Source organism: Streptomyces sp. NPDC007983 (assembly GCF_042958345.1).
Taxonomy (GTDB): Bacteria; Actinomycetota; Actinomycetes; order Streptomycetales; family Streptomycetaceae; genus Streptomyces.
Genome location: NZ_JBIBJI010000001.1, coordinates 127,063 through 140,459, shown reverse-complemented (window position 1 = coordinate 140,459; position 13,397 = coordinate 127,063). Strand labels below are relative to the sequence as shown.

Sequence of the window (13,397 nt, the reverse complement as noted above, 5' to 3'; positions counted from 1 at the left end):
CGCGGCCTCAGGCCGCGGTCGGGTGCTCGGTGACCTCGATCCGGTCCAGCAGCTCCGCGTAGACCGTCCGGTCGAACTCGCCCGCCGCCGGTGCCCGTACGGCCGCCGCCGACAGGGCCACCGCGCGGGCGATCCGCTCGGGCCAGGGCACCTCGTCCACCAGCCCGGACAGCAGCCCCGCCACCGCCGCGTCCCCGGCGCCCGTCGGATTGCCCGTCAGGCGCTCCGGCGGGGCCGCTTGCCAGGCGCCCTGGGCGGTGATCGCGAGCAGACCGTCCGCGCCGAGCGAGGCGGCCACGGCGCGCGCCCCGCGCCGCCGGGCGTCGCGCGCGGCGCGCAGCGGCTCGGTGGAGCCGGTGAGCCCGGCCAGCTCCTCGGCGTTGGGCTTGACGATGTCGGGGCGGGCGGCGACGCCGCGGCGCAGCGGTTCGCCGCTGGTGTCCAGCAGGGTGGGGACGCCCGCGGCCCGGGCCTCGCGGATGAGCTGGGCGTACGTACCGACCGGGACGCCGGGCGGGAGGCTGCCGCACAGGGCGACCGCCGAGGCCTCGCGCAGCAGCCGGGCGTAGGCGTCCATGAAGGCGGCCCATTCGGCGGCGGTGACGGCCGGTCCGGCCTCGTTGAGCTGGGTGGTGTCGCCCGACGCGGTGTCGACGACGCCGATGGTGCGCCGGGTGGTACCGGCGATCGGCACCAGCGCGTCGGTGATCCGCCCGCCGCCGGTGCCCGCGTCCGTACCCGCAGGGGCTTCCGCGGCCAGCAGCTCACGGACCACCGTGCCGGTCACCCCTCCGGCGAAGCCGGTGACGGCGGTGTGGTGGCCGAGTGCGGCGAGGACGCGCGCGACGTTGATGCCCTTGCCGCCGGGCCGCTCGGTGACCTCGGTCACGCGGTGGCTGGCGTGGGGGCGCAGCCGAGGCACCCGGTAGGTGATGTCGAGGGCGGTGTTGAGCGTGACCGTCAGGATCACCCGGCATCTCCCTTCCCGTCCCCCCGCCGGACGGAGATTCCTGTGCTGAAGCGTGTGGCCGGGTGCCGAGCGGCGCCCCGCGCGTGAGCGATCATGCCAAAGGCGCGGCGCCCGGCCCACCCTTTTGGGGTGACCGGGACGCCCAATCATGGTGCGAAATCGGCCAATTAGTGGTCTACGGGGCATGAGCGAGCGGGGGCGGCGGCTCTAGCGCGGGTCGACCACCCAGGCACCGCGACGCATCACGCCCCGCAGGCGGAAGTCGGCGTCGAGGACGACGAGGTCCGCGTCCTTGCCCGCCTCCAGCGACCCCACCCGGTCCTCAAGGCCCAGCACCCTCGCGGGGGTCGCGGACAGCGCCCGGACCGCCTCGTCCACGCCGAGCCCGTCGACCGTGACGGCACGCCGGAAGGCGTGGTCGAGGGTGAGGGTGGAGCCCGCGATGGACCCGGCCGTGGGCCCGTCGCTGATCCGCGCCACACCCTCCTTGACCTCGACCCCCATGGGACCGAGCGCGTAGCGGCCGTCGCTCATGCCCGCCGCGCTCATCGCGTCGGTGATGAAGGCGACCCGGTCCGCGCCCGCGCGCCGGAAGGCCAGCTGGAGCACGGCGGGGTGCAGATGCGTCCCGTCGTTGATCAGCTCGACGGTGATCCGCTCGTCCTCCAGCAGCGCGGCCACCGGGCCGGGCTCGCGGTGCAGCAGCGACGGCATCGCGTTGAACAGGTGGGTCGCCACGGTCGCGCCCGCCTCCACGGCGTCCCGGGTCGCCTCGTACGTCGAGTCGGTGTGGCCGACGGCCGCCAGGACGCCGCTGTCGGCCAGCAGCGTCACGGACTCAAGACCGCCCGGCAGCTCGGGCGCGAGCGTCATCATGCGCGCGGTGCCGCGCGCCGCGTCGAGGAGCTTGCGCACGTCCGCCGGGTCGGGGTCGCGCAGCAGCGACGGCTGGTGGGCGCCGCAGCGGTGCGGGGAGATGAACGGCCCCTCGAAGTGGATGCCCGCCAGCTCGTCCTCCTCGGCCAGCTCGGAGAGCACCGCCGCCTGCCGGGCGAGGTCGTCGAGGTCGCCGGTGACGGTGGAGGCGAGCATCGTGGTGGTGCCGTGCGCGCGGTGGGTCCGGATGACGGTCAGCGCCTCCTCGGCGGTGCCCGTGGAGAACGAGGCGCCGCCGCCGCCGTGGAGGTGCAGGTCGACGAAGCCGGGGACGATCCAGCAGCCGGACAGATCCCGTACGGCGTCGCCCGCGTTCAGCGGCGCCCCCGCGGCCGTCCCGGCGATGCGGGTGCCCTCGACCGTCAGCCGTCCGTCGGTGACCACGCCGGTCGGCAGCACCACCCGGGCGCCTGTGAGAACCGTTCGCTGGACCATCAGCCGGATACCTCCGTGGACTGCGCGGACCGCGCGTGGGGAGAGGGGGACGTGGAGGACTGCTCGGGGTGCGGCGACCGCGTGGCGATGAGATCCCAGGCGAGCAGTCCCGCGCCCAGGCAGCCGGCGGCGTCACCGAGGGCCGCGGGGACGACGCGGGGGAGCTTCTGGAAGGTGATCCGCTCCTCGACCGCCGCGCGCAGCGGGGTGAGCAGCGTCTCCCCGGCCTCGGCGAGCCCGCCGCCGATGATCAGCAGTTCGGGGTCCAGCAGGGTGAGGGCGGTCACCAGGCCGTCGGCGAGGGCGCCGGTCGCCTCCCGCCACACCGCCGCCGCCCGCGGGTCGCCGGACTCGACGGCCTTGGCGCAGTCGGCCGCGTCCGCGCCGGGCCCGCCGCCGGCCGCCGCCCAGGCGCGGCCCACCGCGGCGGCCGAGGCCAGCGTCTCCAGGCAGCCGGACTGGCCGCAGGCGCACGGGGCCCCGCCGGGCCGTACGACGATGTGGCCGATCTCGCCGGAGTCGCCGTGGGCCCCCGGTTCGAGGCGGCCCTCGATGCCGATGGCGCCCGCGATCCCGGTGCCCACCGACACGAACAGGAACCGGTCGGCGCCCCGGCCCGCCCCCAGCCGTCCCTCGGCCAGGCCGCCGGTCCGTACGTCGTGCCCGAGGGCGACCGGGACGCCGCCCAGCCGCTCGGACAGCAGCGCGCGCAGCGGTACGTCGCGCCAGCCGAGGTTGGCGGCGAAGACGGCGACGCCGCGGTCGTGGTCCAGCAGGCCGGGCACGCCGACCCCGGCGGCCGCGGCGGGTTCGCCGAACCGCCGCTCGCCGATGGCGCGCAGCTCGGCGGCGAAGTCGAGGATCGCGGCGACCACGGCCTCGGGCCCGTGCTCCCGCCCGGTGGGCCGCCTGGCCTCGTGCAGGAGTGTCCGGTCCGCCCCGACCAGGGCGGCCTTCATGCCGGTGCCGCCCACATCGAGGGCGATGACGTGTCTCACGGGGACAGTCTCCCGCGATCCACCATGAGAGGTCTAGTCCACTCGCCGGGCGGTTCTTGTGCGCAGGTAAGCGAGTTGTGACGACGTGACACATCACACGTAGGGGTGTGCGATACGTCTGACCTGGTAAGGAGAGGTCCGATACCGAAGCGATACGCCCATGGTGTAGACCTTGTGGAGGTTTGCAAGGCAGACTCGCTCGACCTTCGCGAGAAGCACCCGCGGAGGATGAATCAAGCCATAGGGTGGGAAAAGGCAGTGCAGCGGCGACGGTTCTTGAGTCTGACGACGGCTGGGGCCGCGACGGCGGTGGCGATGCCCACGCTGTCGGCGTGCGGCAGCGACAGCTCCGGATCGGACGGGAACGTCCTGAAGGTGATCGCGGCGGACTACGGCGACAACGCCGAGAACACCTCCCAGAAGTACTGGGACAAGCTGGCCCGGGCCTTCGAGGCCAAGCACGGCGGCATCACGGTCGACGCCAAGGTCTACAGCTGGACCGAAGTCGACAAGAAGGTCGCCGACATGGTCAAGGACGGCGACAGCCCGGACATCGCGCAGATCGGCGCGTACGCCGACTACGCCGCCGCGGGCAAGCTCTACCGCGCCGACCAGATGCTCTCCATCCCCACCCAGGCCTCCTTCATCACCTCGATCGCCCAGGCGGGCGAGGTCAGCCGGGTGCAGTACGGGCTGCCCTTCGTCTCCAGCGCCCGGCTGCTCTTCTACAACAAGAAGCTGTTCGACAACGCGGGCATATCCGCCGCCCCCACCAGCTGGGCGGAGCTGAAGGACGCCGCGCGGCAGCTCAAGTCGGCCGGGGTGAAGATCCCGTACGGGCTTCCGCTCGGCCCCGAGGAGTCGCAGGCCGAGACCCTGATGTGGATGCTCGGCGGCGGGGGCGGCTACACCGACTCCAACGGCAGCTACACCATCGACTCCACCGCCAACATCGAGACGTTCGAATGGCTGCGGGACGAGCTGGTCGGCGAGGGCCTGACCGGACCGCGCTCCCCGGCCCGCACCAACCGCCAGGACGTCTTCGACGCCTTCACCCGCGGCGAGGTCGGCATGCTCAACGGCCACCCCACCCTGATGCAGCAGGCGTCCGGCCACGACATCGACTACGCCACCGCCCCGCTGCCCGGCCGCCACGGCAAGTCGTCCTCGACGATGGGCGTCGCCGACTGGCTGATGGCCTTCAAGGCGAACGGCAAGCGGAAGCAGATCGGCGAATTCCTCGACTTCGTCTACCAGGACAAGAACGTGCTCGACTTCGCCGACCAGTACGACCTGCTGCCGGTCACCACGTCCGTCTCCGCGACGATGCGCCACGAGAAGGAGCACAAGAAGCTGTGGCGCTTCCTCGACCAGATGGACCGGGCCCAGTTCTACCCGGCGGACAAGACCTCCTGGGCGACCATCAGCAAGATGATCAAGGAGAAGATCGGCTCGACGGTGGGCAGCGGCGGCGACCCGGCGAGCGTCCTGGGCGAGATCCAGCGCGCGGCGGACGCCATGGAGACGTCCAAGCCGTGACCGCCGAAGAACTCTCCGAACAGGACCTGGCCGTGCTCGCCGTGGAGCGCGGCGGCTGGCCGGGGCCGGGCGCCAAGGAGCGGGCCATACGGGAACGGCTCGGCATCACCCCGACCCGCTACTACCAGCTGCTCAACGCCCTGCTGGACGATCCGCGCGCGCTGGAGCACGATCCGGTGACGGTCAACCGGCTGCGCCGCCTGCGCGACGAGCGGCGCGAACGGCGCTGAGGGCCGCCGCCCGCCCGGGGTCCCCGGGTGGCCGACGCCTGTCGCCGCTACGGATGCCGGTGGGCGGGGGCGGGTAGGGTCGCCGCATGGGCAGCCACCCCCTTCCCGTACCCGTCACCGCCGCCGGCCGCGAGGGCCTTGCCGCCCTCCTGGACCGGCCCGACCGGGCCGTCGTCGGGGTCGACTTCGACGGCACCCTCGCCGACATCGTCCCCGACCCCGACCAGGCCCGCGCCCACCCCGGCGCCGTCCCGGCCCTCTCCGCGCTCGGCCCCCGGCTGCGCTCCCTCGCGGTGATCACCGGCCGCCCGGCCGAGGTCGCCGTGCGCTACGGCGGCTTCGCCGACAGCGGCGCCCCGGCCAACCTCGTCGTCCTCGGCCTCTACGGCGCCGAGCGCTGGGACGCGTCCAGCCGTACCGTCCGCGCCCCCGAACCCCACCCGGGCATCGCCGCCGTCCGGTCCGAACTGCCGGGTGTCCTGGAGGCGAACGGCGCCTGGCAGGGCACCTGGACCGAGGACAAGGGCCGTGCCGTCGCCGTCCACACCCGCCGCACCGAGGACCCCCAGGCCGCCTTCGACCAGCTCCGCGCCCCGCTGCACGCGCTGGCCGAGCGCCACGGCCTGATCGTCGAACCGGGCCGACTCGTCCTGGAACTGCGCCCGCCGGGCATGGACAAGGGCGTCGCGCTGCTGGAGTACGTCCGCGAGACGTCAGCGGGCGCGGTGCTCTACGCGGGCGACGACCTCGGCGACCTGGCCGCGTTCGCCGCCGTGGAGCGGCTGCGGAAGGAAGGGGTGCCGGGGCTGCTGGTGTGCAGCGGCAGCACGGAGGTGACGGAGCTGGCCGAGCGCGCGGACGTGGTGGTCGACGGCCCGGCCGGGGTGGTGGCCTTGCTGGAGGCGCTGGCGGAGGCGGTCGCCCGCTAGGGGGCGTCTTGCAGCGCCCGCAGCTGCGCCAGGAACCAGTCGCGGGGCGGCAGCGCCGTCGCCGCGGCGGCCAGCTGCTTGGTGCGGTCCGCCCGCTCGTCCTCCGGCGTCCGCAGCGCCTCGTCCAGCGCCCGCGCCGTGCCCTCCACGTCGTACGGGTTCACCACGACCGCGTGCGCGCCCAGCTCCTCGTACGCCCCCGCCTCCCGTGACAGCACCAGCGCGCAGCCCCGCTCGGAGACGACCGGCACCTCCTTGGCGACCAGGTTCATGCCGTCCCGGATCGGGTTGACGAGCGCCACGTCGGCCAGCCGGTAGGCGGCCAGGGAGCGGGCGAAGTCGTCCTTCACATGGAGCGCGACCGGCTGCCAGCCCTCCGTCCCGTACTCCGCGTTGATCTCCTCGGCGAGCACCCGCACCCGCTCGGTGTAGTCGCGGTAGACGGCGAGGTCCTGGCGGGACGGATAGGCGAAGGCCACGTGGACGACGCGCTCGCGCCACTCGGGGCGGGTCTCCAGCAGGCGGCGGTAGGCCAGCAGCCCGCGCACGATGTTCTTCGACAGCTCCGTGCGATCCACCCGGACGATCGTCTTCCGGCCGGGTCCGATCTGCTCGCGCAGCGCCGCCAGCCGCTCGTCGACATCGGCCGCCCGCGACCGCTCCCGCAGGAAATCCGCGTCGGCGCCGAGGCCGTGCACCCCGAGCCGGGTCTCCCGGCCCTCGAAGCGCACGGCGGCCGCGGAGCCGTCCGTCCCCCGGACGACCTCCGCGCCCAGCACCGCCGCACAGCAGTCGGCGAACGCTGCGGCCCAGCGCCCGGTGAGGAAGGCGGCGCGGTCGCCGCCGAGGATGCCGCGCAGCACGCCCGCCGCGACATCGTCCGGCAGCAGCCGGTAGTAGTCCGGGGGCGCCCAGGGCGTGTGCGAGAAGTGGCCGATCCGCAGATCGGGGCGGCGCGCCCGCAGCAGCCCGGGGACCAGCGCCAGGTGGTAGTCCTGCACCAGCACGACCGCGCCCTCGGCCGCCTCCTGGGCGAGCGCGTCGGCGAAGGCCGCGTTGTACGTCTCGTACGCCGCCCACTGGGCGCGGAACTCCGCGTCGAAGACCGGCTCGACGGGGGTCTGGTAGAGCAGGTGGTGGACGAACCACAGCACCGAGTTCGCGACGCCGTTGTACGCCGCGGCGAACACGTCCGGCGCGATGTCCAGCATCCGCACCTGCTGCCCGCCGGTGTGCTCCGGGTCGAGGTGCCCGGCCCCGGCGCGGCGCGCCGCCTCGCGGTCGCCGTCGCCGAGGGCGGCGCACACCCATACGGCACCGGCGTCGGGCCCGATCGCGCTCAGCCCGGAGACCAGCCCGCCGCCCCCGCGCTTGGGGACGAGCGAACCGTCCTCGTCCAGCGCGTACGAGACCGGGCCGCGGTTGGACGCGACGAGGATCGGTGCGCTGCGTTCAACGGCCATGTCGCGAGCCTAGCCATCGGGCACCGCGCGCAAACGTACGTGCGGTTTCTTGTGCCCGGGAGGGTTACGGCGCGCGCGTCGGCCTGTGCGTCCGGGGGGGTGTACGTGCGGTTTCTTGTGCCCGGGAGGGTTACGGCGCGCGCGTCGGCCTGTGCGCCGGGGGGGTGTACGTGCGGTTTCTTGTGCCCGGGAGGGTTACGGCGCGCGCGTCGGCCTGTGCGTCCGGGGGGGGTGTACGTGCGGTTTCTTGTGCCCGGGAGGGTTACGGCGCGCGCGTCGGCCTGTGCGTCCCGGGGGAGGTGTACGTACGGTTTCCCGTGCCCGGGAGGGTTACGCGACGCTGTGCCGCCCGCGCTCCGCGTACTCCGGGATCTCGACCATCGGCGGCCGCTCCTCCGTGTCGACCGCCGTCGTCCGCGGCTCGAAGCCGTTCTCGCCGCGCTCGAACTGGGTCAGCCGCGGCCGCACCAGGTGGCCGCGGGCCAGCCGCAGCTGGGCGGTGCGGTAGATCGCGGCGGCCATCCTGCCGAGCGCCTTGCCGTCCTGGTGGCGGTGCTTGCGCACGCCGATGTCGACCTGGGCGAGGGCGTCGAGCCCGACCGTGTGCAGCGCGTCGACGAGCAGGCCCAGCTCGACCCCGTACCCGACGGGGAACGGCAGCCGCTCCAGCAGCGAGCGCCGGGCCGCGTACTCGCCGCCCAGCGGCTGGACGAACCCGGCCAGCTGCGGCCAGTGCAGGTTCAGCAGCGGCCGGGCGACCAGCTCGGTGACCCGTCCGCCTTGGCCCGCGGTGTCCCGCAGCGGCCGGTCGTACATGCCCTTGACCAGCTGCACCTCCGGGTCGGTGAGCAGCGGCCCGACGATCCCGGAGACGAAGCGGGCGTCGAATTCGCGCAGGTCGGCGTCGATGAAGCAGACGATGTCGCCGCTGGTCGCCAGCAGCGACCGCCACAGCACCTCGCCCTTGCCGGGCAGCGCGGGCAGCCGGGGCAGCAGCGTGTCGCGGTGCACCACGGCCGCCCCGGCCGCGGCGGCGACCTCGGCGGTGCGGTCCGTGGAGCCGGAGTCCAGCACCATCAGCTCGTCGACGAGCGGCATGTCCTCGGTCATCAGCTCGCGGCGGATCGCGGCGACGATCTCGCCGACGGTCGCCTCCTCGTTCAGCGCGGGCAGCACCACGCTGACGCTGGTCGCCGTGTGGCGCTTCGCGGCCAGCAGGTGGTCCAGCGGACGGTCGTCGGCCGACCAGGAGCGGTGCTCCAGCCAGCGCTCCACCTCATCCAGCACCTGTTTTGTCTCCCTGCTGTGTTCGCTTGCCGTGATCGTTGTGATCCATCTCGCGGTTCGGACGGCTGGTTCAACCCTCCGGGCCGTCGGTTACAGTCTTGAACAGCGCACATGACCTTCGTATGTCGGGGGCACCGTGCGGACAAACGCCCCGGGTACGGCCCGGCGGCCATACCGCTCATCCAGAGGGGCAGAGGGAACGGCCCGTTGAAGCCCCGGCAACCCTCCAGCTGGTCTCGTTCACTGCAGCGAGGCTCCCAGCTCGGGAAGGTGCCAATTCCGTCTCGTGGCGAAATGCGTCCCGAGGAAGATGAGGAGAAAGGGCCTCGCCTCCATGGCTGTGCAATCCGTAGAAAGCTCAACCAACTCCGCCGCCGCTGATTCCCCGGCGTCTTCCGCTTCCGCCGCGTTCGGTCCCGCCGTCGCCCTGTCCTGCCGCGAGTGCGGTGAGCGCTTCGACCTCGGACCGATCTTCGCTTGCGCGTCGTGTTTCGGGCCGCTGGAGGTCGCGTACGACCTTCCGGGCGGCGACCCCGAGGGGCTGCGGCGGCAGATCGAGGCCGGTCCCGACAACATCTGGCGCTACGCGCCGCTGCTGCCCGTCCCCGCCGACGTGGCCACGCTCCCCAGCCTGAGCCCGGGCTTCACCCAGCTCGTCAAGGCCGACCGGCTCGCCCGTGAGCTGGGCATCACCGGCGAGCTGCACGTCAAGGACGACTCCGGCAACCCGACCCACTCCTTCAAGGACCGGGTCGTCGCCATCGCCGTCCAGGCGGCCCGCACCTTCGGCTTCACCACCCTGTCCTGCTCCTCCACCGGCAACCTGGCCGGCGCGGTGGGCGCCGCGGCCGCCCGTTCCGGCTTCCGCTCGTGCGTCTTCATCCCGCACGACCTGGAGGCGGGCAAGGTCGTCATGGCCGCCGTCTACGGCGGTGACCTGGTCGGCATCGAGGGCACGTACGACGACGTCAACCGCTTCTGCAGCGAGCTGATCGGCGACCCGGTGGGCGAGGGCTGGGGCTTCGTCAACGTCAACCTGCGGCCGTACTACGGCGAGGGCTCCAAGACCCTGGCGTACGAGATCTGCGAGCAGCTCGGCTGGCGGCTGCCGGACCAGATCGTCATCCCGATCGCCTCCGGCTCCCAGCTCACCAAGATCGACAAGGGGCTCAAGGAGCTGATCGCGCTCGGTCTGGTCGAGGACAGGCCGTACAAGATCTTCGGCGCCCAGGCCGAGGGCTGCTCCCCGGTCTCCACCGCCTTCAAGGCGGGCCACGACGTGGTGCGCCCGCAGAAGCCGAACACCATCGCCAAGTCGCTGGCCATCGGCAACCCGGCGGACGGTCCGTACGTCCTGGACATCGCGCGCCGCACCGGCGGGGCGGTCGAGGACGTCACCGACGAGCAGGTGGTCGACGCGATCAAGCTGCTCGCCCGCACCGAGGGGATCTTCGCGGAGACCGCGGGCGGTGTGACCGTCGGCGTGACCAAGAAGCTGATCGAGGACGGGCTGCTCGACCCGTCCCTGACGACCGTCGTCCTGAACACCGGCGACGGCCTCAAGACCCTCGACGCGGTGGCCCCCACCACGGGTCCCTCCGCCATCATCCGACCCACCCTTGACTCGTTCCGAGAGGCTGGCCTCGCATGAGCGTCAACGTCCGAATCCCGACCATCCTGCGTACCTACACCGGCGGCCAGGCCGAGGTCAGCGCCGAGGGCGCGACCCTCGCCGAGGTTCTGGCGGACCTGGAGAAGAACCACGCGGGCATCGCGGCCCGCGTCCTGGACGACACCGGCAAGCTGCGCCGCTTCGTGAACGTCTACGTCAACGACGACGACGTGCGGTTCGCCGAGGGCCTGGGCACGGCCACGCCGGACGGCGCCGGGGTGTCGATCATCCCCGCCGTCGCGGGTGGCTGCTGACGCCCCATCACCCCTCTCACCTCTGGAAATCGCCCCGTCCGGGAAGAAGCGGACGGGGCGATTCCGTGTGTGGAATCGCGATAGAGTTGCCCCGCCTCGACCAAGGGGCGCGGGCTTCCCCATCGGCCCCGGCGCCGGAACCGCATATGAGAACTCGTCAACTTGTGCGCAAACTGTGTGCGCGATTTGTCGGGTTGGTACCCTATGTCCCGCCGGGTTTGCCCGAACTTCACAGGAATTCTCCACTTATTACCGATCGGCCGTGCCCAGAATTCTCGTCCAATTGACCTGTTGCAGAGGGCGTTGGGACGGATACATTCAGCGGCGGTCGACGCGTTCCGGCGCACACCCCCCTCGACTCGGGGGGTGAGGTCTGACCCGGGTCCGCGGAGTGCGGTCCTGCGCAAGGGCCAGCAATAGGGGAGTTAGGAATGGCTCAGGGCACCGTCAAGTGGTTCAACGCGGAGAAGGGGTACGGCTTCATCGCGGTCGACGGTGGTGCGGACGTGTTCGTCCACTACAGTGCGATCCAGATGGACGGTTACCGCACCCTCGAGGAAGGCCAGCGGGTCGAGTTCGAGATCTCGCAGGGCCAGAAGGGCCCGCAGGCGGACATGGTCCGCGTGGCCGTAGGCTGACGCGCCGAACGCGAGGCAGCTGACTGAAATACCGGAGGGCCCGTACCCCGCGAGGGGGCGGGCCCTCTGGCATGTCCGCGGGTTGGTACGCGGGTCGGCCCTCAAGGCTCCCTTGACGCCCGTCGGGCGCTTGCACTCTCATGGGGCGAGTGCTAATTATTGCGTTAGCACTCTGAAGGTGAGAGTGACAGAAGGATCGGGTCGGTGAGGCTCGCCGACGCCGCGCGGGGCAAGGAACCGCACGGTAGGCAGGCCGTCCGTCGCGGGCGCCAGGCGCGGTCCGGAGCAATCCACCCCGTCTTGGGAGGACCACTTCACATGGCCAAGATCATCGCGTTCGACGAGGAGGCGCGGCGCGGCCTCGAGCGCGGGATGAACCAGCTCGCCGACGCCGTCAAGGTCACCCTCGGCCCCAAGGGCCGTAACGTCGTCCTCGAGAAGAAGTGGGGCGCCCCCACGATCACCAACGATGGTGTGTCCATCGCCAAGGAGATCGAACTCGAGGACCCGTACGAGAAGATCGGCGCCGAGCTGGTCAAGGAGGTCGCGAAGAAGACGGACGACGTCGCCGGTGACGGCACGACGACCGCGACCGTTCTCGCCCAGGCGCTGGTCAAGGAGGGCCTGCGGAACGTTGCCGCGGGCGCCAACCCGATGGCCCTCAAGCGCGGCATCGAGAAGGCCGTCGAGGCCGTCTCCGCCCAGCTGCTCGAGCAGGCCAAGGACGTGGAGACCAAGGAGCAGATCGCCTCCACCGCCTCCATCTCCGCCGCCGACACCCAGATCGGCGAGCTCATCGCCGAGGCCATGGACAAGGTCGGCAAGGAAGGCGTCATCACCGTCGAGGAGTCGCAGACCTTCGGGCTCGAGCTCGAGCTCACCGAGGGCATGCGCTTCGACAAGGGCTACATCTCCCCGTACTTCGCGACGGACATGGAGCGTATGGAGGCGTCGCTCGACGACCCGTACATCCTGATCGTCAACTCGAAGATCACCAGCGTGAAGGACCTCCTCCCGCTGCTCGAGAAGGTCATGCAGTCCGGCAAGCCGCTGCTGATCATCGCCGAGGACATCGAGGGCGAGGCGCTGGCGACCCTGGTCGTCAACAAGATCCGTGGCACCTTCAAGTCCGTCGCCGTCAAGGCCCCGGGCTTCGGTGACCGCCGCAAGGCCATGCTCGGCGACATCGCCATCCTCACCGGTGGCACCGTCATCTCCGAGGAGGTCGGCCTCAAGCTGGAGAACGCGGGCATCGACCTGCTCGGCCGCGCCCGCAAGGTCACGGTCACCAAGGACGAGACCACCATCGTGGACGGCGCCGGCGACACCGACCAGGTGCAGGGCCGCGTCAACCAGATCCGCGCCGAGATCGAGTCCTCGGACTCGGACTACGACCGCGAGAAGCTCCAGGAGCGCCTGGCGAAGCTGGCCGGCGGCGTGGCCGTCATCAAGGCCGGTGCCGCGACCGAGGTCGAGCTGAAGGAGCGCAAGCACCGCATCGAGGACGCGGTGCGCAACGCCAAGGCCGCCGTCGAGGAGGGCATCGTCGCCGGTGGTGGCGTGGCCCTGCTGCAGACCGTCTCGGTCTTCGAGAAGCTGGAGCTCGAGGGCGACGAGGCCACCGGTGCCCAGGCCGTGCGCCTGGCCCTGGAGGCCCCGCTGAAGCAGATCGCCGTCAACGCCGGCCTCGAGGGCGGCGTCGTGGTGGAGAAGGTGCGCAACCTGACCCCCGGCCACGGCCTCAACGCCGCGACCGGCGAGTACATCGACCTGATCGCCGAGGGCATCATCGACCCGGCCAAGGTCACGCGCTCCGCGCTGCAGAACGCCGCGTCGATCGCCGCGCTGTTCCTCACCACCGAGGCCGTCATCGCCGACAAGCCGGAGAAGGCCGCTCCGGCGGGCGCCCCGGGCGGCATGCCGGGCGGTGACATGGACTTCTGATCGGCTTCGGCGCCCCGCGCGCCGGTCGGTCATACCGTCCACTGACGACGGCGGGGCGGCACCCTTTCTCCCAGGGGTGCCGCCCCGCCGCCGTGTTTTCTG

At 72.1% G+C, this 13,397-nt stretch carries 12 protein-coding genes and 1 riboswitch; of the genes, 7 read left to right on the top strand and 5 right to left on the bottom strand.

The genetic code is table 11. The features are described 5' to 3' along the window. Nucleotides 1-7: 7 nt before the first annotated feature. The 3 genes from ACFZCY_RS00640 to ACFZCY_RS00630 all read right to left on the bottom strand — a co-directional run bounded on the left by ACFZCY_RS00640 (nucleotide 8) and on the right by ACFZCY_RS00630 (nucleotide 3,339). Entirely contained in the window at nucleotides 8-970 is a 963-nt protein-coding gene (locus ACFZCY_RS00640) for a hexose kinase (protein ID WP_391168294.1), read from the bottom strand. Nucleotides 971-1,177: 207 nt separating this feature from the next. Further along, a complete protein-coding gene (nagA, locus tag ACFZCY_RS00635; RefSeq protein WP_391168292.1) occupies nucleotides 1,178-2,341 on the bottom strand; it encodes an N-acetylglucosamine-6-phosphate deacetylase in 1,164 nt (387 codons plus the stop codon). Further along, nucleotides 2,341-3,339: an ROK family protein gene (locus tag ACFZCY_RS00630; protein ID WP_391168291.1), complete on the bottom strand. Its 999-nt coding sequence runs from the start codon at nucleotides 3,337-3,339 to the stop codon at nucleotides 2,341-2,343. Before ACFZCY_RS00630 ends, nagA begins: the two co-directional genes overlap by 1 nt. A gap of 258 nt (nucleotides 3,340-3,597) precedes the next feature. Between ACFZCY_RS00630 and ACFZCY_RS00625 the strand changes: the two genes are divergently transcribed. The 3 genes from ACFZCY_RS00625 to otsB all read left to right on the top strand — a co-directional run bounded on the left by ACFZCY_RS00625 (nucleotide 3,598) and on the right by otsB (nucleotide 6,037). Further along, nucleotides 3,598-4,878, top strand: coding sequence for an extracellular solute-binding protein (locus ACFZCY_RS00625; RefSeq protein ID WP_391168290.1), 1,281 nt, complete (start codon nucleotides 3,598-3,600; stop codon nucleotides 4,876-4,878). Then, the gene (locus ACFZCY_RS00620; RefSeq protein ID WP_055546588.1) at nucleotides 4,875-5,108 is read left to right on the top strand and encodes a DUF3263 domain-containing protein; all 234 of its coding nucleotides are present in this window, start codon (nucleotides 4,875-4,877) and stop codon (nucleotides 5,106-5,108) included. Before ACFZCY_RS00625 ends, ACFZCY_RS00620 begins: the two co-directional genes overlap by 4 nt. Nucleotides 5,109-5,194: 86 nt before the next feature. Further along, a complete protein-coding gene (gene otsB / locus ACFZCY_RS00615; RefSeq protein WP_391168289.1) occupies nucleotides 5,195-6,037 on the top strand; it encodes a trehalose-phosphatase in 843 nt (280 codons plus the stop codon). On the opposite strand, the gene ACFZCY_RS00610 is transcribed toward otsB, so the two are convergent. Both ACFZCY_RS00610 and ACFZCY_RS00605 read right to left on the bottom strand, forming a co-directional pair. After that, nucleotides 6,034-7,500 carry a trehalose-6-phosphate synthase gene (locus ACFZCY_RS00610; protein WP_391168288.1) on the bottom strand — a complete coding sequence of 489 codons (1,467 nt, stop codon included), beginning with the start codon at nucleotides 7,498-7,500 and terminating at the stop codon, nucleotides 6,034-6,036. The two genes, otsB and ACFZCY_RS00610, sit on opposite strands and share 4 nt — an antisense overlap. Nucleotides 7,501-7,830: 330 nt before the next feature. After that, nucleotides 7,831-8,787, bottom strand: coding sequence for a glucosyl-3-phosphoglycerate synthase (locus ACFZCY_RS00605; RefSeq protein WP_391168287.1), 957 nt, complete (start codon nucleotides 8,785-8,787; stop codon nucleotides 7,831-7,833). A gap of 175 nt (nucleotides 8,788-8,962) precedes the next feature. Then, a riboswitch (SAM riboswitch) is annotated at nucleotides 8,963-9,104 on the top strand. A gap of 17 nt (nucleotides 9,105-9,121) precedes the next feature. On the opposite strand from ACFZCY_RS00605, the gene thrC reads away from it, so the two are divergent. From thrC to groL, 4 genes are all read left to right on the top strand, one after another. After that, nucleotides 9,122-10,438: a threonine synthase gene (thrC, locus tag ACFZCY_RS00600; protein WP_391168285.1), complete on the top strand. Its 1,317-nt coding sequence runs from the start codon at nucleotides 9,122-9,124 to the stop codon at nucleotides 10,436-10,438. Further along, on the top strand, nucleotides 10,435-10,713 hold the full coding sequence (locus ACFZCY_RS00595) for a MoaD/ThiS family protein (RefSeq protein ID WP_391168284.1): 279 nt from the start codon (nucleotides 10,435-10,437) through the stop codon (nucleotides 10,711-10,713). The genes thrC and ACFZCY_RS00595 overlap by 4 nt, the downstream gene beginning before the upstream one ends. Nucleotides 10,714-11,144: 431 nt before the next feature. Then, nucleotides 11,145-11,351 (top strand): cold-shock protein, encoded by a 207-nt coding sequence (locus ACFZCY_RS00590; RefSeq protein ID WP_009716982.1) that lies wholly within the window; start codon nucleotides 11,145-11,147, stop codon nucleotides 11,349-11,351. 318 nt (nucleotides 11,352-11,669) lie between these two features. Then, nucleotides 11,670-13,295: a chaperonin GroEL gene (gene groL / locus ACFZCY_RS00585; RefSeq protein ID WP_391168283.1), complete on the top strand. Its 1,626-nt coding sequence runs from the start codon at nucleotides 11,670-11,672 to the stop codon at nucleotides 13,293-13,295. The last annotated feature ends 102 nt before the right edge of the window (nucleotides 13,296-13,397 follow it).

Excerpts from the sequence above, each read along its gene's own strand:
- ACFZCY_RS00590 (WP_009716982.1), top strand. The coding sequence starts at position 11,145 with ATGGCTCAGGGCACCGTCAAGTGGTTCAACGCGGAGAAGGGGTACGGC.
- thrC (WP_391168285.1), top strand. The coding sequence starts at position 9,122 with ATGGCTGTGCAATCCGTAGAAAGCTCAACCAACTCCGCCGCCGCTGAT.
- groL (WP_391168283.1), top strand. The coding sequence starts at position 11,670 with ATGGCCAAGATCATCGCGTTCGACGAGGAGGCGCGGCGCGGCCTCGAG.
- ACFZCY_RS00610 (WP_391168288.1), bottom strand. The coding sequence starts at position 7,500 with ATGGCCGTTGAACGCAGCGCACCGATCCTCGTCGCGTCCAACCGCGGC.
- otsB (WP_391168289.1), top strand. The coding sequence starts at position 5,195 with ATGGGCAGCCACCCCCTTCCCGTACCCGTCACCGCCGCCGGCCGCGAG.
- ACFZCY_RS00595 (WP_391168284.1), top strand. The coding sequence starts at position 10,435 with ATGAGCGTCAACGTCCGAATCCCGACCATCCTGCGTACCTACACCGGC.
- nagA (WP_391168292.1), bottom strand. The coding sequence starts at position 2,341 with ATGGTCCAGCGAACGGTTCTCACAGGCGCCCGGGTGGTGCTGCCGACC.